Raw genomic sequence first — 24,461 nt, 5'->3', positions numbered from 1 at the left:
CGCTTGAATCTCCCAGAATCGACCACATCTATAGCGGTATCTGGCAGGTTTCTTTATTCGGGATGTTTATAGGTCCGGCCTGCTCAAAAGGAAGGTGAACCCATGCGTATAGACCGTTTAACCAGCAAGCTGCAGTTAGCCTTGTCCGACGCCCAATCCCTGGCTGTCGGCCTCGATCATCCGGCCATTGAACCGGCGCATTTGATGCAGGCCATGCTTGAACAGCAGGGTGGTTCGATCAAACCCCTGCTGATGCAGGTGGGTTTCGATGTCAACAGCCTGCGTAAAGAGCTGACCAAAGCGCTCGATCAGTTGCCGAAAATCCAGAACCCGACCGGTGACGTGAACATGTCGCAGGATCTGGCACGCCTGCTCAACCAGGCCGATCGCCTGGCTCAGCAGAAGGGTGACCAATTCATCTCCAGCGAACTGGTGCTGCTCGCCGCGATGGACGAGAACAGCAAGCTCGGCAAATTGCTGCTCGGCCAGGGCGTGAGCAAAAAGGCGCTGGAAAACGCAATCAACAATCTGCGCGGCGGTGAGGCGGTCAATGACGCCAACCAGGAAGAATCTCGGCAGGCGCTGGATAAATACACCATCGACCTGACCAAGCGCGCTGAAGAGGGCAAGCTCGATCCTGTGATCGGCCGTGACGATGAAATTCGCCGCACCATTCAGGTTCTGCAACGCCGGACCAAGAATAACCCGGTGTTGATCGGCGAGCCTGGCGTGGGTAAAACCGCCATCGCCGAAGGCCTGGCCCAGCGCATCATCAACGGTGAAGTGCCGGATGGCCTGAGAGGCAAGCGCCTGTTGTCCCTGGACATGGGGGCGCTGATTGCCGGTGCCAAGTACCGCGGCGAGTTCGAAGAACGCCTCAAGTCCCTGCTCAATGAACTGTCGAAGCAGGAAGGGCAGATCATTCTGTTCATCGACGAATTGCACACCATGGTCGGCGCCGGCAAGGGCGAAGGCTCGATGGACGCGGGCAACATGCTCAAACCGGCATTGGCTCGCGGTGAGCTGCATTGCGTCGGTGCGACCACGCTCAACGAGTATCGCCAATATATAGAGAAGGACGCGGCCCTCGAACGGCGTTTCCAGAAGGTCTTGGTGGACGAGCCGAGCGAAGAGGACACCATCGCCATCCTGCGTGGTCTGAAAGAGCGCTACGAAGTTCACCACAAGGTGGCAATCACCGACGGTGCAATCATCGCCGCGGCCAAGCTCAGTCATCGCTACATCACTGACCGCCAACTGCCGGACAAGGCCATCGACCTGATCGACGAAGCCGCCAGCCGCATCCGCATGGAAATCGACTCCAAGCCGGAAGTGCTGGACCGTCTGGAACGTCGTCTGATTCAGCTGAAGGTGGAATCCCAGGCGCTGAAGAAAGAAAGCGACGACGCGGCGAAGAAACGTCTGGAAAAACTGCAGGAAGAAATCGCCCGTCATGAGCGTGAGTATTCGGACCTTGAAGAAATCTGGAACTCGGAAAAAGCCGAGGTCCAGGGTTCGGCACAGATCCAGCAGAAAATCGAACAGTCCCGTCAGGAACTGGAAGCCGCGCGCCGTAAAGGCGACCTGAACCGCATGGCCGAGCTGCAATACGGGGTAATCCCGGACCTGGAGCGCAGCCTGCAAATGGTCGACCAGCACGGTAAAAGCGAAAACCAGTTGTTGCGCAGCAAGGTGACTGAAGAAGAGATCGCTGAAGTCGTGTCGAAGTGGACCGGCATCCCCGTGGCGAAAATGCTCGAGGGCGAGCGCGAAAAACTGATGAAGATGGAAAGCCTGTTGCACCAACGTGTGATCGGTCAGGACGAAGCAGTGATCRCCGTCTCCAACGCAGTGCGGCGTTCCCGTGCCGGGTTGTCCGATCCGAATCGCCCGAGCGGTTCGTTCATGTTCCTCGGCCCGACCGGTGTCGGTAAAACCGAGTTGTGCAAGGCGCTGGCCGAGTTCCTCTTTGATACTGAAGAGGCGATGGTACGGATCGACATGTCCGAGTTCATGGAGAAGCATTCCGTGGCTCGTCTGATCGGCGCGCCACCAGGCTACGTGGGCTATGAGGAGGGCGGTTACCTGACCGAGGCGGTGCGTCGCAAGCCTTACTCGGTGATCCTGCTGGATGAGGTCGAGAAGGCCCACCCGGATGTGTTCAACATCTTGCTGCAAGTGCTCGAAGATGGCCGTTTGACTGACAGCCATGGCCGCACGGTGGATTTCAAAAATACCGTGATCGTCATGACCTCCAACCTGGGCTCGGTGCAGATCCAGGAGTTGGTCGGTGATCGTGAGGCGCAGCGTGCGGCGGTGATGGATGCGATTTCCACGCACTTCCGGCCGGAGTTCATCAACCGGGTCGACGAAGTGGTGATTTTCGAGCCGCTGGCTCGGGATCAGATCGCCGGCATTACCGAGATCCAGTTGGGTCGCCTGCGTAGCCGTCTGACCGAGCGCGAGCTGAAGCTTGAGCTGAGTCCGGAAGCGATGGATAAGCTGATCGCCGTCGGTTACGACCCGGTCTATGGCGCACGGCCGCTCAAACGGGCGATTCAGCGCTGGATCGAGAACCCGCTGGCACAGCTGATTCTGTCGGGTCGTTTCATGCCCGGAGAGACCGCCAAAGGTGTGGTGGAGCACGACGAAATCGTCTTCGTCTGATCCACTGCGGCAGCAAATTGAAAGAGGCCTCGCATAGCGAGGCCTTTTTTTCGATAGGCTGTTGAACTCAAAGGAAAATGCTTGTAAAGTGCGCCCCGCAGTAAGTCACCTCGAGAGGGTTTCTGCTCCCCAAGCAGGAATCTGAAATAAGTTGCAAATCATTAACTTGAAAGCAATTTAGGGGGTTGACAGAGGTGCTTAAGATTGTAGAATAGCGCGCCTCAGACACACGAACGCAGCGATGCGAACGAGTCGAAGAGGTGAAGCAAGCTTCACAGTTGTAAATTGAAATACCAGTTGTAATTGAAATGTGTAGTTCCGTGATAGCTCAGTCGGTAGAGCAAATGACTGTTAATCATTGGGTCCCAGGTTCGAGTCCTGGTCACGGAGCCAATTTCAAACCGGGGTATAGCGCAGTCCGGTAGCGCGCCTGCTTTGGGAGCAGGATGTCAGGAGTTCGAATCCCCTTACCCCGACCATTTTTGGGTCGTTAGCTCAGTTGGTAGAGCAGTTGGCTTTTAACCAATTGGTCGTAGGTTCGAATCCCACACGACCCACCATTTTTGAAACCAGTTAACGCTGGAATCGAATCTTAAGATCAGACGCCAAAAGCTCTGTTCGCAGAAGGCGCCTTTCAAAGGTGCCTTTTTTTTACCGGGGTATAGCGCAGTCCGGTAGCGCGCCTGCTTTGGGAGCAGGATGTCAGGAGTTCGAATCCCCTTACCCCGACCATATTAAAAATCCTCGTATCGAAAGATACGGGGATTTTTTTTATCTGCGAAAAAGCAGATCGCTTCAAGTCATCGTACAACTTGCCGATAACGAGCTAACGGGGCACGGACAGGGCCTCCACTCCAGCCAATAAAAACAAAGGCGCTCGTTATGTTTCTTCGTCAGCTGAATATTGCCCCTCGCGCCGCGCTGGGTTTTGCCTTGATCGCGGTACTGGTGGCATTGCTCGGGGTATTTGCACTGGGGCAGATGTCGAGCATTCGCGACAGCGAGGTGGCGGTGGAGGCCCAATGGTTGCCGAGCATTCGCGGCGGTGACGAGATCCGCGAGCTCATGCTGCGCATCCGTACCATTTCCCTGCGCATGGCCTTGGATCAAGATCCGAAGAACATCGCCACTTACCGCAGCCAAATGGACACGCGCGACAAGGAGTTGAGCGAGAAAATCGCCGCTTATGACAAATTGGTCACCACCCCTGAGGGCCAGGAGTTGTATGACCAGTTCAAAAAAACCTTCGCCGCCTACCGCAGCGGCATCGCCCAATCCTTCACCCTCGCTGAGCAAGGGAGGCGTGACGAGCTGACCAAACTACTGCTGGTCGACATGAAGACCGTTGTCGACGGTTCGGGCAAACAGCTCAACGATCTGGCGGAACTGTTCACCCGGCAAGTGGCCGCCGAGAGCCAGAAATCCCAAGAGCACTATGCCAACTCCCGGATGATCGTCAGCCTGTTCATTGTCCTCGCGGCGCTGGCCACGGTCGGCCTTGCGATGCTGTTGACCCGCAGCATCGTCAAACCCTTGGCAGAGGCGTTGAACGCTGCGGAAAACGTGGCACGAGGCGATCTGACCCGCCCCATCGAGACCCATGGCAACGACGAAGTGAGCCGCTTGCTCAAGGCGCTGGCGACCATGCAACACAACCTGCGTGACACCTTGCAGGGCATCAGCGGTTCGGCGGCGCAATTGGCGACGGCAGCCGATGAATTGAACGCGGTCACCCTCGACAGTACTCAGAACCTGCAACAGCAGAACAACGAGATTGAACAAGCGGCAACGGCCGTTACCGAAATGACCACGGCGGTAGAGGAGGTCGCACGCAATGCGGTTTCTACCTCCGATGCCACGCGCCAATCCAGTGAGTCGGCACACGTTGGTCAGCAGCGAGTGAGCGAAACCGTGAGTGCCATCAGCGCCCTTGCCAGCGATGTGCAGACGACGGGCGGTTTGGTGCAATCGCTGGCCAATCAGTCCCAGGACATCGGCAAAGTGCTGGATGTGATTCGTGCCATTGCCGAGCAGACCAATCTGCTGGCTCTCAACGCGGCCATCGAAGCGGCGCGTGCGGGCGAAAGTGGTCGAGGTTTCGCGGTGGTTGCCGACGAAGTGCGTGCCCTGGCGTACCGCACGCAACAGTCGACTCAGGAAATCGAACAAATGGTTCAGGGCATGCGTACTGGCTCAACCCAGGCGCTGGACTCCATGCAAGCCAGCTCCTCGCGGGCAGCCAGCACCCTGGCGTTGGCGGAGCATGCGGGCGAAGCGCTGCAGACCATCACCGCTTCGGTTCACCAGATCCACGAACGCAACCTGGTGATCGCCAGCGCCGCCGAGGAGCAGGCGCAAGTGGCGCGTGAAGTTGATCGCAACCTGGTGAACATTCGCGATTTGTCGGTACGCTCCGCTGCCGGCGCCGATCAGACCAGCGCCTCCAGCCATGAGCTGTCGCAGTTGGCCAATTCGTTACGGACCATGGTGCAGCGGTTTCAGTTGTAAATCCGCCGGACGAAAAAAAGCCCCGCTTCTCGATGCAGAAGCAGGGCATGGTCTTCATTGGCTTAGCTGTTGTCTTTCAGGTGCTCGAACAAGCCTTTTGGCATTTGTTTGCCATTGGCTTCGTAGCTGGCTTTCACATTGTCGAAAGCCTCTTGTTCCGATATTTGACCATCGTGGTTGGTGTCGATCTTGTCGAAGTCGCCCTTGGGCGCCACTTTCAGGAACTCCGCACGGGACACCTGACCATCGCCATCGGTGTCGGTCTTGGCCATCGAGGCATCGCCGCACTTGCCTTCGCCACATTTGCCTTCTGGGGTTTTTACCGAAGTTTCGGCTGAGGCGACCATGTAGCCCTGGGTCAGTGGCTGTGCGGCGAATACGGAGCCGGACAACATCAGGCCACCAGCCAGGACAGCGCCAAGCAGGCCAACGGTGTTTTTGCTGAGAGTAGTGGTACGGGACATTACGAATCTCCTGGGTTGCACGACACAACCGTTCGATAAAGGACGCCACGTAAGTGCGGCGATGTCCGAAGCAGGCGATGCCTTGCTCGGGCGTGGCCATTTAGCGGGCGTGGTGTATCGCTACTGTGTCGCGCAAGGAGGGAGTTTGTAAGCGAAGGGGTGAAATCGTGGGGGGAGATACAGTGAGACACAGAAGTGTGCACGGGGTAGAGCGAGGCGCCTGCATCGCGGGCAAGCCACGCTCCCACAGTTGATCTTTGTTGGCCGCATATTTGCGTACGACGCAGATCCTGTGGGAGCGTGGCTTGCCCGCGATGAGGCCCTGACAGACGCCGAAAATTTAGTGCAGCTTGAGCCGCGGCTCGGTCCCACGCCCAATCTTGCTACCCAGCATCAACATCGCCGTACGGAACGCGCCATACAGCGCCATCTGGTGCATGCGGTACAGCGACACGTAAAACATCCGCGCCAGCCAGCCCTCGAGCATCACGCTGCCGGTCAGGTTGCCCATCAAGTTACCCACAGCCGAAAAACGCGACAGCGAAATCAGCGAGCCATAGTCGGTGTATTTGTATTCTGGCAGGGCCTTGCCTTCGATCCGTAGTTTCAGCGATTTGGCCAGCAACGAAGCCTGTTGGTGGGCCGCCTGGGCGCGGGGCGGCACATTGCGGTCGCTGCCCGGTTGCGGGCAGGCCGCGCAGTCACCGAAGGCGAAGATGTTCTCGTCGCGGGTGGTTTGCAGGGTCGGCAGCACTTGCAGCTGGTTGATGCGGTTGGTCTCCAGGCCATCGATGTCCTTGAGGAAACCCGGTGCACGAATCCCGGCGGCCCAGACTTTGAGGCTGGCGTTGATTACCTGGCCGTCGGTGGTAATCAGGCTGTCGGCGGTCACTTCGCTGACTGCGGCATTGGTCATGACGTTAACCCCGAGTTTCTCCAGGGTTTTATGCACAGGCCCGCCGATCCGCTCCGGCAGCGCCGGGAGAACCCGTGGCCCGGCTTCGATCAGGGTGATGTGCATGTTTTCCGGCTTGATCCGGTCCAGGCCATAAGCCGCCAGTTCATGGGCGGCGTTGTGCAGTTCCGCTGCCAGTTCGACCCCGGTGGCACCGGCGCCGACGATGGCCACGCTGATCTGTTGCACGGTGTCGGTTTGCCCGGCGTGCGCACGCAGGTAGTGATTGAGCAGTTGCTGATGGAAGCGCTCGGCCTGTTTGCGGGTGTCGAGGAACAGGCAGTGTTGCGCCGCGCCTTGAGTGCCGAAGTCGTTGGTGGTGCTGCCGACCGCGATCACCAGCGAGTCGTAAGGCACTTCGCGCGCGGGTACCAGTTCAAGGCCAGCGTCGTCGTAGGTGGCGGCCAGCTGGATCTTTTTCTGCGCGCGATCGAGCCCGCTCATGCGCCCCAGCTGGAACTCGAAGTGGTTCCATTTTGCCTGGGCGACATAGTTGAGTTCGTCTTCGGAAGAGTTGAGCGATCCGGCGGCCACTTCGTGCAACAGCGGTTTCCAGATGTGGGTCAGGTTCGCGTCGACCAGCATCACACTGGCCGTGCCGCGCTTGCCCAGAGTCTTACCCAGACGGGTAGCCAACTCCAGACCGCCGGCGCCGCCGCCAACGATGACAATACGATGAGTCATGGGGATATCTCGCAAGGCTAAAAGAAATCGGTGCAATTACCCGAGCGAGCGCGATGCAGCTCATAGCGTCAGATAACTGATCAGTCGGCTCAACAGGCCCAGGCCAATGGTCACTGCCAGCACCACCACCAGGAGCATCCACGGCCGGAAAGGCCGGCGCTCGACTCGGTGCTGGGACAGGTGCAGGTATTCTTCGACATGCTTCTGGTCGTCGGGGTTCAGGCGGCTGGTCATAAAGGCCTCGTCGGGTAGACGTTGCTGAATGTGCAGACGTTACAGCAGATTGTCTGCAAGCGTTGAACGGTGCATGTGGTTCGGGCGAACGATTGCGCTTTGTAACATTCGGCCAGTGATTGCGCCATCCTGTGCAGGGTTGCCGCTATATGTGGCGGGACTCACAAGCTGATCCCGACATCGAAGACGATGCTGCGTCCCAGGTTGCTGCGCAGGAAATCCGGGGCATCCGGGTGGGCGAAGAGTACGCGGGCGAAGGTCGGGCCGACCAGCGACAACGAGCGCCAGCCCTGGCGCAGGTATTCGGTGGGCGGTGGGAAGTGGCTGTTGAGATCCAGCACTTCGCGCTTGAGGCTGGCGAAGGCGATGATGTCCAGATCCCCCAGGTCCATGCCGCGTTCTTTGTAGTTGTGGGCTTTTTTGCGCAAGGTCGGCGCCAGTCTCAGCAGGAACTCATTGGCCGGGATGCGCCGGGGCTTGGCCTCGCGGCGCACCAGCTGGCTCAGGGAAAACGCGCTGCGCCGGCGTTGCAGCTCATCACGCCATTCATCGTTGAGGCGCCGGCCCTCGTCGAGCACGAAGAACACCTCGAAATTCGCGTCGCGAAACAGCACGTCCGGCGGCTCTCCGGCGGGGGCAAACTCATCGGCGCGATAGGGAATGTTCAGGCCTTGCAGCAGGCGCTGGCAAACCCAACGCTCGCGCTCCCATTTGCGGGCATTGGAAAGGAACGTGTTGGCTTGCTCGGCCGCGATGGTCAGCAGGCGTAAATAATCTGAGTCATCCATAGGCCCAAGCTTAGCGTTCATTTACGACAAGCAGAAAGCGCGAAATGGTAAACAGGGGCACTGGGCACCCGGAACGGGCGGTGTAGACTGATGGCCATTACGCATATGCGCTCGAACGAGGATAGAACGTGAAATATTGGCCGGTGTTATTGCTCAGTCTCCTGCCTCTTTGGGCCCAGGCGCTGGAGGTTGGCGAGCGCCTGGCGCCGTGGACCTTGCTTGATCAGTTCGATCAGGCCTTCACGCTCGATAACCAGACTCGGACGCTGCTGGTGGCGCGTAGCATGGACGCCGCCAAACTGGTCGACGCCGCTTTGCAGGGCCAGCCCAAGGGCTACCTGGAGGCTCGGCACGCGGTATTTGTCGCGGATATCCAGCGCATGCCTCGACTGATCGCGAAAATGTTCGCAGTACCGGCCATGCGCGATTATTCCTATCGAGTGATGCTTGACCGTGATGGTCGCGTGGCACCCCGTTACCCCGGTGCCGTGGATAAAGTGCTGTGGCTGCAGCTCAAGGACGGTCAATTGGTGGGTGAGCACGAATACGCCACGGCGGCACAATTGCGCGAGGCGCTGGAGAAGGCCCTGCCATGATCGGCGCATGCCTATGGGCGTTGACGCTACTGTAGCCTGTCCGTGTTGTGCTTTATGACATCCATCACCGCAGCGGTCATCACCGAGGTGGAGACACCAAACATCAGAATACCGTTGGCTGCCTCCAATGGGCCAAGCAGACGCCAGCGAGAGGACATGATGATGTCTCCGTAGCCCAGCGTGGCGAAATTGACTGCCGAGTGATACAGCGCGGTGGTGAACTCGTCGAATTCGTTGAGCAGCATGAACAGCGTGGCCCAGATGGCGATTTGCACGAAATTACCGAGCAACATCAGCAGCATCACCATCGACAGCAACAGGATATTAAGCCATTGCGATGCACGAGCGGGTTGGGCATGCCTGAAATGCACGTAATGACGCAAACATATAGTCACGAAAACGGCTTGCATGAGCAGGCAGAACAACATCACGGGAACGCCGGCCAGTAGATTCAACAGCATGGCGATATCCTCGGCAGACGTGTCAGGTCGGTCCCTGGTGGTCTCTCCCGGGTTCTTGCGCTTGATCGTCCACCCATTGCCAGAACAGCCGATAGCCGACCGCCAGTATTACGGGGCCGATAAACAGGCCGAGGATACCGCTCGTGACCATGCCGCCCAAGGCACCGATCAGTATCACCGGCATTGGCACATCAACACCTCGACCCAGCAGCAACGGCTTGAGGACGTTATCGACCAGGCCCGCAACGAAGACATAGATGGCAAACACGATGGTCGCCGTACTGGCACCTTCGCTCGCGAAGACGTAGACGATGACCGGAAGGGTAATCAGGGTGGCCGGTAATTGCATGATGCCAATAAGCAGCACCGCCAAGGCGAGAAGACCTGCGCCGGGGATGCCCATGAACACAAAGCCGATACCGACCAACAGCATCTGAATGAAGGCGATGCCGACGACGCCCAACGCCACTGCCCGGATGGTCGCGGTGCACAGCTCAGTGATTTTCGGTCCCTTGACCGGGCCGCAGAAGCGCGAAGCGATTTGCACTGCGCTGCGGTGGCCATTTTCACCATAGGCTAAAAAAATACCGGCAATAATCAGCGCGAAGATGAATAAAAGGAGCCCCATGCCGGCCCCTGCCAGCTTGCTCAGCAGGGAGAGGCTGACACCTTTGATTTGCGGTATGAACTTCTGTAGCAGGTCGGGCAGGTTGGTGACAGCTTGTGTCCATAAGCCATGAAGAGGTTTGCCCACGAGTGGCCAGCCGGCTACTGCATCGGACGGAGGGGGGATATGGAAACTGTCATTTTTGACCATGCTCATCGCCCGTTCCACGGAGTCTGCAATCGAGGTTCCCAACAAATAGGCAGGCACCATAAGGATGCAGATGGCGATCAGCACAATCAGCGTCGCGCTGAGCCCATCCTTGTTTCCCAGCACGCCTTTGAACCTGACGTGCGATGGGTAGAGGGTGATTGCCAGGATGATCGACCACAGCATCAGATCGAGGAATGGACTGAATATCTGGAAGCAGAAAACCACCAGAACGGCAATCAACCCGGCACGAATCAGTACATCGAGCAGACCGCGGGAGAAAGCCTTCTCGGAAATGGGCGTGGGAACCATTGATTTTTCCTCCTGTAGATAGGAGCAAAGGCATGAGCTGGGTAAGTCCAGCATAGACGTGCTCCTCGCCACAGGTTGCTCTGATTCAAGACTCTCTTTCCCCGCCCAACGCCCGGTTCCGGGCATTGCACAAAACGGATAGCGATCTCTGGGGATCAGCCTGCCGCTGCAACTGAACTTCATGGTGTTTGCCTTGCCTTGCCTTGCCCGGTGCGGTGGCCGCCATCGCCATTACCGCAGCAACGGATATGCCCCCCACGCCTCTCCAGAGCAAAGTCGAAGGGCGGTGTAGACTGATGACCTGTTCTCTTCTGGCAAGACAAGGGAGTGTGCCCAGCCATGATCGGTGCCGAGTTACTCTCATCCGAAACCCTGACGGTGGGGTGGCTGATCTATGTTCCGGTGCTGATCTGGGCAATTGCACGAGCGCCATGGGTCGAGCTGTTCAGCGACAGCCGCCGCCAGCATCTGTTGTTCGGTACGGTGTTCGCGCTGTTCATGCTGTGGCTGGTGCGGCGGGACTTCGATACCGGCGTGTCCTATCACTTCATCGGCATGACGGCCGTGACGTTATTGCTGGATTGGCCGTTGGCGATTGTCGGCGGGTTGGTCGCGCAAGTGGGCTTGGTGTTGCTCGGGCGTCAGGACCTGGCCGCTGTCGGCGTAAACGGAGCGCTGCTGATCCTGCTACCGGTGCTGGTCACCGAATGCTGCGCGATCCTGGTGGAGCGTGCACAGCCGCGTAATCCCTTCGTGTACATCTTTTGCTCCGGTTTTTTGGCTGCCGCGTTGTCGGCCTTGTTATGCCTGATCCTGGCGCTCACGCTGCTGTGGTACGACGAGCGATTCGCCATGCCGTACTGGCTGGAAGACTTTGTCGGTTACCTGTGGTTGCTGATTTTTCCGGAGGCGTTCATCAACGGCATGGTGGTCAGCGCACTGGTGGTGTTCTGCCCCGAATGGCTGGAAACGTTCAATCGCACGCGCTATCTATCGGCGCCCTGGAAAGATGACGATCCCAAATCTTGATCCACATCAAATCCAAAAAACGTTGACGAATCCATGCTTCGGAAAACGTTCAGGAGCATCGAAATGAGTGTCTATGAGTGGGCCAGGCAGGAGTTGCGTCAGAGTCTGGATGTGGCGCAAGAGGTGGGCTTCGATCCGGGATTGAGCCTGCGCGCCTTGCTCAGTGCAGTGGTGCAGCAGAGCAAGGCAGTGCGCAATACTGAAGACCTGGCCGATGAGTTGCGGTTTCTCGCCGAGAACCTCGACGAGGGCCAGGACTATGGCTTTATGCGGCCCTGATGGCTGGGATCAGTGACGCGGGTCGAAGTCTTCGCTGAACAACTCGTCTTCGGCATCCGGGCTCACCGGGATCTTGTGTTCTTCCGACGCCCAGGCGCCCAGGTCGATCAGTTTGCAACGGTCCGAACAGAACGGCCGATATTTGTTCTCGGGGCTCCATTCGACAGGGGCGCCACAGGTTGGGCAATCGACGGTCGGGGTTTGGCTCATGACTGGCCTCCACGCAAAGTAAGGTAAAAGTGATGCAGGCGTTCGACCTCGCTGTGCAGCCAGGCGAGGTCGCGGTCGTTGACCACCACATCGTCGGCATGGCTCACGCGGTCCTGTCGGCTGGACTGAGCCTTGAGGATCGCCTGGACTTGCTGTTCGCTGGTCTGGTCACGCTGCAGGGTGCGTTCGATCTGTAACTGTTCCGGGGCATCGATCACCAGGACCCGTTGGGTCATGGCGTACTGCCCGGACTCGATCAGCAGCGGCGAAACCAGAATCGCGTAAGGCGATTGTGCCTTGGCCAGATGATGGGCGATTTCCTCGGCGATCAACGGATGCAGTAGCGCTTCGAGCCAGCGGCGTTCTTCCGGTACCTCGAAGATCAGCTTGCGCAGGGCCGCACGATCCAGCTGGCCATCGGCTTGCAACACGCCGGGGCCAAAGTGCTCGGCGATTTTTGCCAGTGCCGGGCGGCCGGGTTCGACCACCCAGCGAGCCGCATGATCGGCGTCCACCACGTGCACACCGAGGTCAATGAAGTGCTGCGCGGCCGCGCTTTTRCCGCTGCCGATGCCGCCGGTCAGGCCGAGAATCCAGGGTTTTTCCACAGGGGTATTCATTTCAAACCGACAAACTGCCAATAGAAGCCGGTTATTTGACCACCCCAGAGCAAGGCAATCCAGCCGGCAATGGCCAGATAGGGTCCAAAGGGTAGCGGCGTCGAGGTTTTCGCATCCCGCAGGCGCAGCAAAATCATCCCGAGAATGGCCCCTACCAGCGATGACAACAGAATGGTCATGGGCAGGATCTGCCAGCCGCCCCAGGCGCCTAGCATCGCCAGGAGCTTGAAGTCACCGTAGCCGATGCCGTCCTTGCCGGTGATCAGCTTGAACAGCCAGAACACCGTCCACAGCGCCATGTAGCCGGCCACCGCGCCCCAGAACGCGTCATGCAGTGATACGAAGAGCCCGAAGCTGTTGAGGATCAATCCCAGCCACATCAACGGCATCACCAGTACGTCCGGCAACAGTTGATGTTCGGCATCGATCAGGCTCATCGCCAACAGTCCCCAGCTCAGGACCAGCACCATGCAGGCCTGCCAGCCGAAACCGAAATGCCAGGCGACGAACGCCGACAGCAGGGCGCAGGCCAGTTCGGTCAGCGGGTAACGTTTACTGATCGGCGCCGCGCAGTTCGAGCATCGCCCGCGTAAAAACAGATAACTGAGTATTGGAATGTTCTCCCACACTCGAATCCGATGGCCACAGTGGGGGCACTCGGAGTGGGGCAGTATCAGGTTGTAAGTGGGGCCGGGGGCTTCGGCTGGCAAGTCCAGTACGTCATGGGCCTGCAGGCGCCATTCACGCTCAAGCATTTTCGGCAGGCGCCAGACCACCACGTTAAGAAAACTGCCGATCAGCAGGCCGATCAGCCCTGCGGTAATCACGAAGGCCAGCGGATTGAGGCTCAGAAAATCGTTCAAGGACATATCAGATCGCTGAGCCGAGTTGGAAGATGGGCAGGTACATTGCAACCACCAGCCCGCCGACGATAACCCCCAGCACCACCATGATGAATGGCTCCATCAGGCTGGTCAGGTTATCGACCATGTTGTCCACCTCGGCCTCGTAGAAACTCGCGACCTTGTCGAGCATGTCGTCCAGCGCGCCTGACTCTTCGCCAATGGCCGTCATCTGGATCGCCATGGTCGGAAATATGCCGGAGGTGCGCATGGAAAAATTCAGCTGCATGCCGGTCGAAACGTCCTGCTTGATGCGCAACACCGCTCGCTTGAACACGATGTTGCCGGTCGCGCCCGCCACTGACTCCAGGGCTTCGACCAGTGGCACGCCGGCGGCAAACGTCGTCGACAGGGTACGGGCGTATCGGGCCACGGCGGACTTGTACATGAGCGCGCCAACCAACGGCAGTTTCAGCAGCCAGGTGTCCGTCCGGTCGCGAAAGCCCGGGGAATTCTTGAAGGCATGGCGCAGGCCGAAGATCCCCCCAGCCAGCACGCCGAGTATCATCCACCACCAGTCCTGCATGAACTCCGACAAGCCGATGACCATCACGGTGAACGCCGGCAGTTCGGCGCCGAACCCCGAGAATACCGACTCGAACTGCGGCACAACCTTGACCAGCAGAATGCCGGTCACAATGATCGCGACGAACACCACGGCCAGCGGGTAGGTCATGGCTTTCTTGATCTTGGCCTTGAGGCTTTCGCTCTTTTCCTTGTAGGTCGCCACCCGTTCCAGCAGGGTATCCAGGGCACCGGCCTGCTCGCCGGCGTCCACCAGGTTGCAGTACAGCTCATCGAAATACTGGGGCTTTTTGCGCAGCGCCGCGGCGAAGCTGTTACCGGCGGCGACTTCCTGCTTCACCTCGTCCACCAGCTTGCGCATGTTCGGGTTATCGAAGCCTTCGCCGATAATCTCGAACGATTGCAGCAGTGGTACGCCGGCTTTCATCATGGTCGCCATCTGCCGGGTAAACAGGGCAATGTCCAAGGGTTTGATGCGCTTACCAGCACTGAAAATGGCCGCGGATTTTTTCCGCACCTTGCCCGGGTTGATGCCCTGCTTGCGCAACTGGGCCTTGATCAGCGCGGGATTTTGTCCGGTCAACTCGCCGGTCATTTTCGCGCCTTTGCGATCCGTGCCTTCCCAGGCATACACGCTGATTTTCGCTGCTTTGACCGCCATATTCAGTCCTTCGTGACCCGGTTGATTTCTTCAAGGCTGGTGATGCCTTGCATGGCCTTGAGCAAGCCCGAGGTGCGCAGGTCGTTGAAGCCGTCCTTGCGCATCTGGAGGTCGATCTCCAGTGAATTGCCTTCGGCCATGATCAGCCGTTGCAGGTCAGGGGTGTTCTTTACCACTTCATAAATCCCCACTCGCCCTTTGTAGCCAGCGTTGCATTGATCGCAACCGACCGGTTCATAGATCGTGAACGAGCCGATGCGTTCCTCGGGGAAGCCTTCCTTGAGCAGCGCCTCGCGGGGAATCTCGATGGGTTTCTTGCAATGGCTGCACAACTTGCGCGCCAGGCGCTGGGCAATGATCAGGCTGACCGAGGTCGCGATGTTGAAGCCCTGAATCCCCATGTTGTGCAGGCGGGTCAGGGTTTGCGCGGCGCTGTTGGTGTGCAGGGTGGAAAGCACCATGTGCCCGGTCTGGGCGGCTTTGATGGCAATTTCGGCAGTTTCGAGGTCGCGGATTTCGCCGACCATGATCACGTCCGGGTCCTGGCGCAGAAACGAGCGCAACGCTTGGGCGAAATCCATTCCCTGCCTGGGATTGACGTTGACCTGGTTGACGCCCTCCATGTTGATTTCCACCGGGTCTTCGGCAGTGGAGATGTTGATGTCGACGGTGTTGAGGATATTCAGCCCGGTATAGAGCGACACGGTCTTGCCTGAACCGGTGGGCCCGGTCACCAGGATCATCCCCTGTGGTTGCTTGAGGGCGGCCATGTACAGGTCTTTCTGCTCCGGCTCATAGCCGAGGGCATCGATGCCCATTTGCGCGCTGGACGGATCGAGGATCCGGATCACCACTTTTTCGCCCCACAGGGTCGGCAGGGTGTTGACCCGGAAGTCGATGGACTTGCTCTTGGACAGGCGCATCTTGATCCGCCCGTCCTGGGGTTTGCGCCGCTCGGAGATGTCGAGACTGGCCATGACTTTGAGCCGGGAAGCAATGCGGTTGGCCAGTTGCGTTGGTGGCTTGGCGACTTCATGCAGGATGCCATCGGTGCGCATCCGCACGCGGTAGGATTTCTCGTAGGGTTCGAAATGCAGGTCGGAAGAACCGCTCTTGATCGCATCGAGCAACATCTTGTGGACGAAGCGCACCACGGGCGCGTCATCGGTGTCCTGTCCGGCGATGACGTCCTGTTTCTGGTCATCGACCGACTCGATGTCCAGACCGTCGAGGTCGACATCGGCCATCTCTTCCAGGCCGGTGGCGTGGCTGTCGAAGAATTTTTCGATGGCGTCGCTGAGCTTGTCTTCTTCGACCAGGATGGCTTCGGTATTCAGCCCGGTACTGAACTGGATGTCGTTGATGACCTGTTGATTGCTCGGATCGGAAACCCCCACGAACAGTTTGTTGCCGCGTCGCCAGAGGGGCAGGGCGTGGTGCTGGCGGATCAGTTTTTCGCTGACCAGCCCCTTGGGTTGGGTGTCTTTGTCCAGGCAGTTGAGGTCCAGCAGGGCCATGCCGAAATGCTCCGAAGCCACCTCGGCAACCTGCCAGCTTTTCAGCAGTTTGTTTTGCACCAGATAACTGACCAGTGAGACTCGATCGCGTTGGGCTTGCTGATAAGCCTGTTGCGCACTTTGATCAGTGATCAGCTCGGCCAGCACCAATTGCTTGGCCAGACCGCTAAGGGCAATGTCATTCATTGGGATTCCGGACACAGGCGGTTAATGACTTATAGCCTAGTCAAGCAGTGGAGCCAAACCAGCCGAGGTGAGGTGACAAAAAGTGTCAGAAAGTGCGGATCCTGGGAGTAGGAAAGGTCTTTGTCGTGATCCCGAGCCCAGTCTGCAGGGGCGCATACGACTTGGCATGAGCTGTGCTGTACCCTCTACAGATCATGAGATTTCGACTCATGCATGGAGCCTGTCTATGAAAAATCAAAATGGTTTTACCCTGATCGAACTGCTGATCGTGGTGGCGATCATCGGGATTCTGGCGACGTTTGCGTTGCCGCAGTACTCGAAGTACCAGGCGCGAGCGAAGGTTACCGCAGCGCTGGCAGAAATCTCGGCACTGAAAGTCCCTTTTGAAGACATTATCAATCAAGGTACCGATCCTACCCTCGCCCTGATCGGCGGTACGGCGACTACAGGTAATTGCACAATTACGGCATCGGGTACCGCCTCTAGCGGTGTGGGCACTATTGGCTGCACGATCCTCAATGCTCCAGGGCCTGTGCTCAGCAAAACCATTACGCTTTCGCGTACCCTCGCCGGTGGCTGGACATGCGCCACGACGGTTCTACAGGAGTACGCCCCTAAAGGCTGCACCGGCGCCTGAGCCCTATCACCAGGCATAAACAATGCCCCGCTTCTCACGACGCGGGGCTTTTTTTTATGGGGCATTTGGGAGCGATTTGGATGATCGCGAAAACCACCGGCAATTCACGACTTCAGGCCCGCGTTAAACCCGCATGTTGCATGTCGATAATTTCAGAGTCATGCATTTTGCATGATTTCGAAAATTGTCATTGTTGCTAAATTATTGATTTATATGTATTTATTTTTTATCGAGCAGTTGGCACAGCGTTCGCACTCTCTCTGGTAACCCTGCTGACAAGACGACACGCAGCAGACTTTCCAGAAGAACAGGAGTTACTCGTATGAAGAAGTTCGCTATCGCTGCCGCTACTGCTACCGCGCTGACCTTGACCATGACCAGCGCTGCATTTGCACAGACCACCCAGACCACCCAGGCTCCCATGACGCTGGCCGCCGGTGAGGTGACCAAAGCCAAAGAGGCTACTTCCGATACCTGGATCACGACCAAAGTCAAAGCAGACCTGGTGACCGAAAAAGGCATTCCAGGCACTGATATCAAAGTCGAAACCAACAAAGGCGTCGTGTCGCTGTCCTCTACCGTTGCGGTGACTGACGCTCAGAAAGCAACCGCCGTGGCTATCGCCAAGAAAATCAAAGGCGTCAAAGCGGTGTCCGCTGATGGCCTGAAAGCCGAGTAAGGCAAGGCTTCTCGCCTGGACCGGGAGAAGATGCGGCAGGCGGGCCAGGTCATACGTCTGTCGCTTTTTGAGAGTTCATGCGAAAGGCCATATGGACGTGGCCGTTACAGGCCCCGACATTCGTGTCGGGGCCTGTTCTATTGGGAGCAACGCAAAAAACTGTGGGAGCGAGTTCAGTTACCGCGTTTGCTGGTGATTTGAACCAACCGGTTTCCTTCAAAGCGCAGGTACTGGTACATCCCGCTGTTGGGCCCGTAGGTCCATTCCTCGACCTGAAACTCTTCCCGTCGATTGGCGCTGCGCTTGTAGCCAAGCAGGTCGCGGGCGACGGGCTCTCCGCATTTTTGCAGTACTTCGCTGGACCTGTCCCCGACGCTGATCAATTGACTGCCGCAGCGCAGGGTATCGGCCGCCGCGGCTTGGCCGGCAGCCAATACCAGGGCCAGGCTCATAAGCCATTGCGCGCCCATCACTCGGCATCCAGATGCATGGCCGTCACCACGCGGCCATCGCTTTCGGCCTCACCGAGGTTGGCGTCGATGAAGTACACACGGTCATCGGCCAACTGTCCTTTGTCCACCAGATAGTCCTTGATGCTGCTGGCCCGTTCCTGGCCCAGCTGACGCAACAGAACCTCGCTGGAGCTCCAGAAACCGATCACGCTTTCACGCATTTTTTTGTTGCGTTCTTCCTTGCCCAGATCCTTCCATTCCGCGGGCGGCTGGATCTTGAGGCGCGTGCGGTAGATTCCTTCGAGCAGCGGGCCTTTCTCGCTGTCCGGCACTTCCAGCATGGAGGCCTGGGCCGGCACTTTGTCACCGCGGCGCTGGAGCATTTTGTAGTAGTTGTACTGGTATTCCCGTTCCAGGCGTTGCTCGGCGAGCAGCGGGCCGTCGCTGCTCTTGGCGGCAGTGCCTTCGATTTCCAGGCGCAGGGCCGGACGTTCCTTGAGCGCCTGGGACAGTTTGATCAATGTCGCTTCGGCTTCCTTGTTCAAGTCACTTGAACCTGGTGCAAACGCCACGGTACCCAGGTCCTCTGAACCACCGCCGCTGACCAGCCCGCCAATCATTTTGAACGGCGCCGCGGCCGCCTTCACGATCAGATTGCGCAGGGTCTGCCAGATGATCGGCATGATGCTGAACTGTGGGTTGTTCAGGTCGCCGCTCACCGGCAGTTCGATGGAAATCTTCCCATCGACATCCTTGAGCAGGGCAATCGCCAGTTTCAGCGGCAGGCTTACTGCATCCGGACTGTCGACTTTTTCACCCAGTTGCAGCTGCTCGACCACCACTTTGTTTTCGGCCAGGAGCTGACCATTGGTGATCTTGTAATGCAGATCCAGATTGAGCCGGCCCTTGCGGATGCGGTAACCGGCGAACTTGCCGGAATAGGGCGTCAGGGTGGTCAGTTCCACCCGTTTGAAACTGGTGGCGATGTCCAGGCTGGCCATCGGGTCGAACGGGTTGACCGAGCCCTTGATGGTCACCGGCGCATAGCGGTCGACCTTGCCTTTGACGTCGACGCTGGCCGGTTTTACGTGGCGGCTGTCGATGGTGCCGATGTTCCCGTTCAGTTGTTGGACGGCCGTGGCGAAGTTCGGCGTCAGGCTGAAGTCGGCGAAGTTTGCCGAACCGTCATTGATGGCAATGCCGCCGATGTGGATGCCCAGCGGTTTTTCTTTTCCGGCTGCCGGTTTGGCTGCGGCGGTTTTGGTCGGTGCGGCGCCGGAGTCGGCCGGTTGCGGGATCAGCAGGTCATCGATGTTGGTGGTGCGATCATCGTTGATCATGAAGCGCGCATAGGGCTGGAACAGGTTGACCTTATCGATCGACAGGCTGTCGCCGTGCTGATAGTTCAGGCCTTCGAGCACCAACTGCTGCCACTTGAGGAAGTCGCGGGTTTTCAGGGTGTCGAGGGTATGCAACTGATCGATCTGGGCTTTACCTGTGACGCTGAACGCCAGCGGCTCGGTGCTCTTCAGGTCGACCGCCAGATCACTGCCCAGCATGCCGCTGCGCAGTTCGAGGCGAATGAACGGGTTGATGTAGGACTGGGCGACGCGCAGGTCGATATCCCTGGTCTGCACGTTCAGTTTGGCGCTGATCGGGGCCAGATTGACCGTGCCGTCCGCCATGATCTTGCCTTGCTTGCCCACGCCCGTATCGAGCTTGAGGTTGAAAGGGGAGCCATTGAGGCTGTCGAAATTCTGCAGGTCCAGGTTCAGCGGGCCGAGCTCCAGCGCTACGGCGGGTTGTGCCTTGCGGTCGGCCAGGTGCACCTGATAATTACGCAGTTGCACGTCTTTGAGCAGTACCTGCCAGGGCTTGCTCGGCGCAGTCGGTTCGGGCTTCGGTGAATCGGCTGCCGCGGGTGTGCTGGTGGGTTCGGCGTTGGCTTTGGCCGCCTGTTTGGACGGCTGGCTGGCGAACAGTTTTTGCCAATCGAGTTGCCCATCGGCTTCGAGGGCGGCCCAGGTTTCCAGTTTCTGGCTGCGGATCTTGCCGACCACCACTTGCTGCTTGGCCAGGTCCACGGTGGTGTCGCTAATGTCCAGCCGTTCGAGCTTCGCCAGCGGTCGGCCGTCCGGAGCCTTGATGGCGAAAGGCGCGATGCTGACGGCGACGTTGCTCAGCAGCAGTTCAGTGCCCTTGTTCAGATTGAGTTTGTAGTCGGTGCTCAGGTTCAGGACGCCGTTTTCCAGGACCAGTGGCACAGCATCGCGCACGTAGGGCCAGAAAGATTTCATCTTGCCATCGGTGATTTTCAGCTTACCTTCAGAGGCGATCGGGGTCAGGCTGAAATTGCCGGTCCAGTCGATCTGCCCGCCAGCCGGGCCGACCGCGACCAGGGTCATGTCGGCGTTGTCGTCGGGCAGGGTGCTGAGGTTCTTCAGCTCGAAATCGAGTTTGTCGTAGAGGAATTCGATCGGCTCGCTGGGCCGGGCATCTTCGAAGTGCACGTAGCCGCCGGCCAGTTTGATCCGCTCCACCCGCAGCGGGAAGGGTTTGGCGTTCGGGTCGACCGGGGTCGGTTCGCTGGCGGGGATTTTGAACAGCCCGAGCAGGTTGAGCGTGCCGTCCTTGCTAAAGCGGATTTCGGTCTTGGATTTGTCCAGTTCGATATCGGACAGGTGCAGCGCCTTGGTCCACAGACTGTCGATCTGCAGGTTGGCGTACAGGCGTTCGAAGCCCACTTGTTCCTTGCCCGGCTCGCCGATGACCAAACCCCAAAGAGTCACTTCAAGGCTGAACGGGTTGAGTTCGATTCGCTGAATCGTCGCGGGCGTCGTGGCGTAGTTGGCCAATTGCTGGTTGGCAACTCGCAACGCGATGCCCGGCAAAATCAGAAACCCCAACAGGCTGTATAGAGCCAGGGCTGTTAACAAGGCGCCGATAGCGCGAGTCAATCCTTTGGGCATGTGTGGCTTCATCTGTCGGAATCGGAGTGCCTTGGAGTATGGCATGCGTTTGCGGTTCCGAAGCAATCACGCTTTATAGGAATTGTCTGATTATTAGTGTGGATTTTCAGAGCTGCAGGATCAGCGTTTTCAGCGGCGGTTGTTGATCCATCGACGGAAAGTCGCTGCCGGGTGTCAGCGCTGTCCACTCACGCACCGGGCGCCCGGCCTTCTCTGCGCAGCGCAGCACCTGTTCGCGCCAATCGTCCATGCTGACCTTCGCCAGGTTGTTGCAGCAGATCAACACGCCATCGTCGGCAGTGGTCAGCAGCGCCGGTTTGAGCAGGCTCTGGTAGTCGCGCAACAGGTCGACCGTGCCGAAAGCACTCTTGGCCCAGGCCGGTGGATCGAGCAGCACCAGATCGTATTGACGCGGCTCCAGGCGCTGATAGCTCGGCAGTTTTTGCCCGCGACGCTGGCTGATCGGCAGGCCGGCCAATTGACGAATCGCCGGGAAGTAATCGGACTGGATGAACGCCATGGTCGGCAATTGCGGGTTGAGCAGACCGTTCTCGCGGCCGACCGCCAGGTTGCCTTCGGCAAAGTCCAGGTTGYACACCTCGCTGGCACCACCGGCCGCAGCGCAGAGACCGACGCCACAGGTGTAGGCAAACAGGTTCAACACACTTTTGTTTTTGCTGTGCGCCTTGACCCAGCCACGGGCGTTGCGCAGGTCGAGAAACAGCAATGGGTCCTGGCCGGCGTGGCGCCCGCGAACCCGGTAGTTCAGCCCCCATTCGTGGCCGATCAAATCTTGCAGGGCGGCTTCATCGGCGCGGTAGACGGTGTCTTCGCGGTCGATGCGCGAATTGCCGCGGGAGCGGTCGTTGTAGACCAGCAGGCTATCGAGGCCCAGCTGTTGATTGACGATTTCGTGCAATTGCAGCAGGGCGTCACGCTCTAGTGACTGATGAAAGCTTTGCACCAGCAGTTGCGGGCCATAGCGGTCGATGGTCAACCCGCCGGCACCTTCCTGGCTGCCGTGGAACAGGCGATAGCAATCGGTGCCTTGCTGATGCAGCTCGGCGAGCAGGTCCTGGCGACGATCAAGGGCGGCGCACAGCGCCTGATTCAAGGAAGACATGCTGGGCGCCTTGCTGGAGGGAATTGGGGGCGCGGGAGTTTAACAGCTATGGGCTGATCGTTCCCACGCTCTGTATGGGAACGATCATGAGAGGGGGCTAGCGCTCGATGGCCAATGCTACGCCTTGACCACCACCGCCGAAAACGGCGGATGCACGAGTGATTTACAGGTTCAGGCGTTTGTCGATCAAGCCCTGCACCACGCTCGGGTCGGCGAGGGTCGAGGTGTCGCCGAGACTGTCCAGTTCGTTGCAGGCGATCTTGCGCAGGATCCGTCGCATGATCTTGCCCGAACGGGTTTTCGGCAGGGCCGGGGCCCACTGGATCAAGTCCGGTTTGGCGAAGCTGCCGATTTCCTTGATGACGTGGGCCAGCAGTTCTTTCTTCAGATCATCGTTGGGGTCGATGCCATTCATGGGGGTGACAAAGGCATAGATACCCTGGCCTTTGATGTCGTGGGGGTAACCGACCACGGCGGCCTCGGCAATGCTGTCGTGCAGCACCAGGGCGCTCTCCACTTCGGCCGTACCGACGCGGTGCCCGGAGACGTTGATGACGTCGTCGATACGCCCGGTGATCCAGTAATCGCCGTCCTCGTCGCGGCGTGCGCCATCGCCAGTGAAGTAGTAGCCGGGGTAGGGCTTGAAGTAGGTTTCGACCATCCGTTTCGGATCGCCGTAGACGCTGCGGATCTGCGCCGGCCAGCTGGATTTGATCGCCAGCACGCCACTGCCGGCGCCTTTGATTTCCTTGCCGTGTTCATCAAGCAACACTGGTTGTACGCCGAACATCGGTTGGGTGGCACAACCGGGTTTGACCCGTTGAGTGCTGACCAGCGGGCTGAGCATGATGCCGCCGGTTTCAGTCTGCCACCAGGTATCGACAATCGGGCAACGCTGTTCGCCGACGGTATTGAAGTACCACTCCCAGGCTTCCGGGTTGATGGGTTCACCGACGGTGCCGAGTAATCGCAGGCTCTCGCGGGATGTTTCCTTCAATGGCCCGGGGCCTTCACGCATCAACGCGCGCAGGGCGGTCGGGGCGGTGTAGAAGATGTTCACGTGGTGCTTGTCGATCACCTGCCAGAAGCGCGAGGTGCTGGGATAGCTCGGTACGCCTTCGAAGATCAGCGTGGTCGCGCCGTTGGCCAACGGCCCGTAGACGATGTAGCTGTGGCCGGTGACCCAGCCGACATCGGCGGTGCACCAGAAGACTTCACCGTCGCGATAGTCGAGCACGTATTTGAAGGTCATCGCCGCTTGCAGCAAGTAGCCGCCGGTGGTGTGCAGCACGCCTTTGGGTTTGCCGGTGCTGCCGGAGGTGTAGAGGATAAACAGCGGGTCTTCGGCGTCCATCGGCTCTGGCGGGCAATCATCACCGACATCGCGCAGGGCCTGGTGATACCAGAGGTCGCGGTCTTCAACCCAATTCACCGGGTTTTGGGTGTGCTCTACCACGATCACGCTGCTGACGTGCGGGCAACTTTGCAGGGCCTTGTCGACGTTCTGTTTGAGCGGCACGAATTTACCGCCGCGCACGCCTTCATCGGCGGTGATTACGGTGCGGCAGTCGGCGTCGAGGATCCGGTCACGCAGTGAGTCCGGGGAGAATCCGCCGAACACCACCGAATGAATCGCGCCGATCCGCGCACAGGCGAGCATGGCGTAGGCGGCTTCGGGGATCATCGGCATGTAGATGCACACGCGGTCGCCTTTCTTCACGCCACGGCTTTTGAGCACGTTGGCCAGTCGACAGACGTTGTGATGGAGTTTTTTGTAGGTAATTTGCGTGGATTCGGCGGGGTCATCGCCTTCCCAGATGATCGCGGTTTGATCGCCACGCTTTTCCAGGTGACGGTCGATGCAGTTATAGCTGACGTTTAACTTCCCGCCGGCGAACCAGCTCGCTTCACCGGTTTTCAGGTCGTAACGCTGGACGGTTTGCCACGGTGTGCTCCAGTCGAGGAACCGTGTGGCCTGTTCGGCCCAGAAGGTGCTGGGATGTTCAATGGATTCACGGTACAGGCGTTTATAGTCGTCCTGACTCAACTGTGCAGCCCGGCGGACGGCATCGGCCTTGGGGAACGTGCTGATATCGAACATGACGGTTCCTTATTCTTGTTTTGCGACAAGAGGAAGCTGCGCGACCCCGTGTAGGAGCTGCCGAAGGCTGCGATCTTTTGATCCTGGT

General features: G+C 58.7%; 22 protein-coding genes, 4 tRNA genes and 1 pseudogene. 12 read left to right on the top strand and 15 right to left on the bottom strand.

The features are described from left to right. The first annotated feature begins 102 nt into the window (after positions 1 to 102). From clpB to AC1D2Q_RS19495, 7 genes and pseudogenes are all read left to right on the top strand, one after another. Complete coding sequence (gene clpB / locus AC1D2Q_RS19525; RefSeq protein ID WP_477814242.1) at positions 103 to 2,667, top strand: ATP-dependent chaperone ClpB; 2,565 nt, start codon at positions 103 to 105, stop codon at positions 2,665 to 2,667. A 317-nt stretch (positions 2,668 to 2,984) separates the two neighbouring features. Further along, positions 2,985 to 3,060: transfer RNA gene (locus AC1D2Q_RS19520), tRNA-Asn, on the top strand. 9 nt (positions 3,061 to 3,069) lie between these two features. Then, positions 3,070 to 3,146 (top strand) — tRNA-Pro (locus AC1D2Q_RS19515). A gap of 5 nt (positions 3,147 to 3,151) precedes the next feature. Then, positions 3,152 to 3,227, top strand: a tRNA-Lys gene (locus AC1D2Q_RS19510). 95 nt (positions 3,228 to 3,322) lie between these two features. Further along, positions 3,323 to 3,399: transfer RNA gene (locus AC1D2Q_RS19505), tRNA-Pro, on the top strand. A 150-nt stretch (positions 3,400 to 3,549) separates the two neighbouring features. Then, positions 3,550 to 4,320: pseudogene (locus AC1D2Q_RS19500) on the top strand (MCP four helix bundle domain-containing protein); the annotation flags it as partial. Then, positions 4,312 to 5,175: a methyl-accepting chemotaxis protein gene (locus tag AC1D2Q_RS19495; RefSeq protein WP_477814313.1), complete on the top strand. Its 864-nt coding sequence runs from the start codon at positions 4,312 to 4,314 to the stop codon at positions 5,173 to 5,175. The pseudogene AC1D2Q_RS19500 and the gene AC1D2Q_RS19495, both read left to right, overlap by 9 nt. A 62-nt stretch (positions 5,176 to 5,237) precedes the next feature. On the opposite strand, the gene AC1D2Q_RS19490 is transcribed toward AC1D2Q_RS19495, so the two are convergent. From AC1D2Q_RS19490 to AC1D2Q_RS19475, 4 genes are all read right to left on the bottom strand, one after another. After that, positions 5,238 to 5,639: an HvfA family oxazolone/thioamide-modified RiPP metallophore gene (locus AC1D2Q_RS19490; RefSeq protein ID WP_138866324.1), complete on the bottom strand. Its 402-nt coding sequence runs from the start codon at positions 5,637 to 5,639 to the stop codon at positions 5,238 to 5,240. Positions 5,640 to 5,979: 340 nt separating this feature from the next. Next, on the bottom strand, positions 5,980 to 7,278 hold the full coding sequence (locus AC1D2Q_RS19485) for an NAD(P)/FAD-dependent oxidoreductase (protein WP_477814241.1): 1,299 nt from the start codon (positions 7,276 to 7,278) through the stop codon (positions 5,980 to 5,982). 60 nt (positions 7,279 to 7,338) lie between these two features. Continuing rightward, positions 7,339 to 7,512 carry a DUF3094 domain-containing protein gene (locus AC1D2Q_RS19480; protein ID WP_032830895.1) on the bottom strand — a complete coding sequence of 58 codons (174 nt, stop codon included), beginning with the start codon at positions 7,510 to 7,512 and terminating at the stop codon, positions 7,339 to 7,341. A gap of 161 nt (positions 7,513 to 7,673) precedes the next feature. Next, the gene (locus AC1D2Q_RS19475) at positions 7,674 to 8,300 is read right to left on the bottom strand and encodes a DUF1780 domain-containing protein (RefSeq protein ID WP_007938395.1); all 627 of its coding nucleotides are present in this window, start codon (positions 8,298 to 8,300) and stop codon (positions 7,674 to 7,676) included. Between the two features lie 128 nt (positions 8,301 to 8,428). On the opposite strand from AC1D2Q_RS19475, the gene AC1D2Q_RS19470 reads away from it, so the two are divergent. Further along, positions 8,429 to 8,896, top strand: a complete 468-nt coding sequence (locus tag AC1D2Q_RS19470) for an FAD/FMN-containing dehydrogenase (protein WP_477814240.1) — start codon at positions 8,429 to 8,431, stop codon at positions 8,894 to 8,896. Between the two features lie 26 nt (positions 8,897 to 8,922). On the opposite strand, the gene AC1D2Q_RS19465 is transcribed toward AC1D2Q_RS19470, so the two are convergent. Together AC1D2Q_RS19465 and AC1D2Q_RS19460 are read right to left on the bottom strand one after the other, a co-directional pair. Beyond that, the gene (locus AC1D2Q_RS19465) at positions 8,923 to 9,357 is read right to left on the bottom strand and encodes an ion channel (RefSeq protein WP_477814239.1); all 435 of its coding nucleotides are present in this window, start codon (positions 9,355 to 9,357) and stop codon (positions 8,923 to 8,925) included. Positions 9,358 to 9,379: 22 nt separating this feature from the next. Beyond that, positions 9,380 to 10,483, bottom strand: a complete 1,104-nt coding sequence (locus AC1D2Q_RS19460; protein WP_477814312.1) for an AI-2E family transporter — start codon at positions 10,481 to 10,483, stop codon at positions 9,380 to 9,382. A 339-nt stretch (positions 10,484 to 10,822) separates the two neighbouring features. Between AC1D2Q_RS19460 and AC1D2Q_RS19455 the strand changes: the two genes are divergently transcribed. Continuing rightward, the gene (locus AC1D2Q_RS19455) at positions 10,823 to 11,512 is read left to right on the top strand and encodes an energy-coupling factor ABC transporter permease (protein ID WP_477814238.1); all 690 of its coding nucleotides are present in this window, start codon (positions 10,823 to 10,825) and stop codon (positions 11,510 to 11,512) included. Between the two features lie 63 nt (positions 11,513 to 11,575). After that, positions 11,576 to 11,791: a hypothetical protein gene (locus AC1D2Q_RS19450; RefSeq protein ID WP_477814237.1), complete on the top strand. Its 216-nt coding sequence runs from the start codon at positions 11,576 to 11,578 to the stop codon at positions 11,789 to 11,791. A gap of 9 nt (positions 11,792 to 11,800) precedes the next feature. On the opposite strand, the gene yacG is transcribed toward AC1D2Q_RS19450, so the two are convergent. The 5 genes from yacG to pilB are packed head-to-tail and all read right to left on the bottom strand — an operon-like array spanning position 11,801 to position 16,412. Next, a complete protein-coding gene (gene yacG, locus AC1D2Q_RS19445) occupies positions 11,801 to 12,001 on the bottom strand; it encodes a DNA gyrase inhibitor YacG (protein WP_477814236.1) in 201 nt (66 codons plus the stop codon). Next, positions 11,998 to 12,621, bottom strand: a complete 624-nt coding sequence (gene coaE, locus AC1D2Q_RS19440; protein WP_026346004.1) for a dephospho-CoA kinase — start codon at positions 12,619 to 12,621, stop codon at positions 11,998 to 12,000. Before coaE ends, yacG begins: the two co-directional genes overlap by 4 nt. Then, positions 12,618 to 13,490, bottom strand: a complete 873-nt coding sequence (locus tag AC1D2Q_RS19435) for a prepilin peptidase (protein WP_477814235.1) — start codon at positions 13,488 to 13,490, stop codon at positions 12,618 to 12,620. Before AC1D2Q_RS19435 ends, coaE begins: the two co-directional genes overlap by 4 nt. A 1-nt stretch (position 13,491) precedes the next feature. Beyond that, positions 13,492 to 14,709 carry a type II secretion system F family protein gene (locus AC1D2Q_RS19430; protein WP_477814234.1) on the bottom strand — a complete coding sequence of 406 codons (1,218 nt, stop codon included), beginning with the start codon at positions 14,707 to 14,709 and terminating at the stop codon, positions 13,492 to 13,494. Between the two features lie 2 nt (positions 14,710 to 14,711). After that, entirely contained in the window at positions 14,712 to 16,412 is a 1,701-nt protein-coding gene (gene pilB, locus AC1D2Q_RS19425) for a type IV-A pilus assembly ATPase PilB (protein ID WP_477814233.1), read from the bottom strand. Positions 16,413 to 16,638: 226 nt separating this feature from the next. Between pilB and AC1D2Q_RS19420 the strand changes: the two genes are divergently transcribed. Both AC1D2Q_RS19420 and AC1D2Q_RS19415 read left to right on the top strand, forming a co-directional pair. Next, positions 16,639 to 17,049, top strand: coding sequence for a pilin (locus AC1D2Q_RS19420; RefSeq protein WP_477814232.1), 411 nt, complete (start codon positions 16,639 to 16,641; stop codon positions 17,047 to 17,049). Between the two features lie 322 nt (positions 17,050 to 17,371). Further along, positions 17,372 to 17,728, top strand: a complete 357-nt coding sequence (locus AC1D2Q_RS19415; RefSeq protein WP_477814231.1) for a BON domain-containing protein — start codon at positions 17,372 to 17,374, stop codon at positions 17,726 to 17,728. 173 nt (positions 17,729 to 17,901) lie between these two features. Here AC1D2Q_RS19415 and AC1D2Q_RS19410 read toward each other — a convergent pair whose 3' ends face one another. The 4 genes from AC1D2Q_RS19410 to acs all read right to left on the bottom strand — a co-directional run bounded on the left by AC1D2Q_RS19410 (position 17,902) and on the right by acs (position 24,373). After that, positions 17,902 to 18,198: a DUF2845 domain-containing protein gene (locus AC1D2Q_RS19410; protein ID WP_019582868.1), complete on the bottom strand. Its 297-nt coding sequence runs from the start codon at positions 18,196 to 18,198 to the stop codon at positions 17,902 to 17,904. After that, on the bottom strand, positions 18,198 to 21,194 hold the full coding sequence (locus tag AC1D2Q_RS19405) for a DUF748 domain-containing protein (RefSeq protein WP_477814230.1): 2,997 nt from the start codon (positions 21,192 to 21,194) through the stop codon (positions 18,198 to 18,200). The genes AC1D2Q_RS19410 and AC1D2Q_RS19405 overlap by 1 nt, the downstream gene beginning before the upstream one ends. 61 nt (positions 21,195 to 21,255) lie before the next feature. Beyond that, positions 21,256 to 22,272: a class I SAM-dependent rRNA methyltransferase gene (locus AC1D2Q_RS19400; protein ID WP_477814229.1), complete on the bottom strand. Its 1,017-nt coding sequence runs from the start codon at positions 22,270 to 22,272 to the stop codon at positions 21,256 to 21,258. Positions 22,273 to 22,435: 163 nt separating this feature from the next. Further along, positions 22,436 to 24,373, bottom strand: a complete 1,938-nt coding sequence (gene acs / locus AC1D2Q_RS19395) for an acetate--CoA ligase (protein ID WP_477814228.1) — start codon at positions 24,371 to 24,373, stop codon at positions 22,436 to 22,438. Positions 24,374 to 24,461: the final 88 nt, after the last annotated feature.

Source organism: Pseudomonas sp. P1_A1, from assembly GCF_056406935.1.
This window is presented reverse-complemented; position numbering and strand designations above follow the sequence as displayed.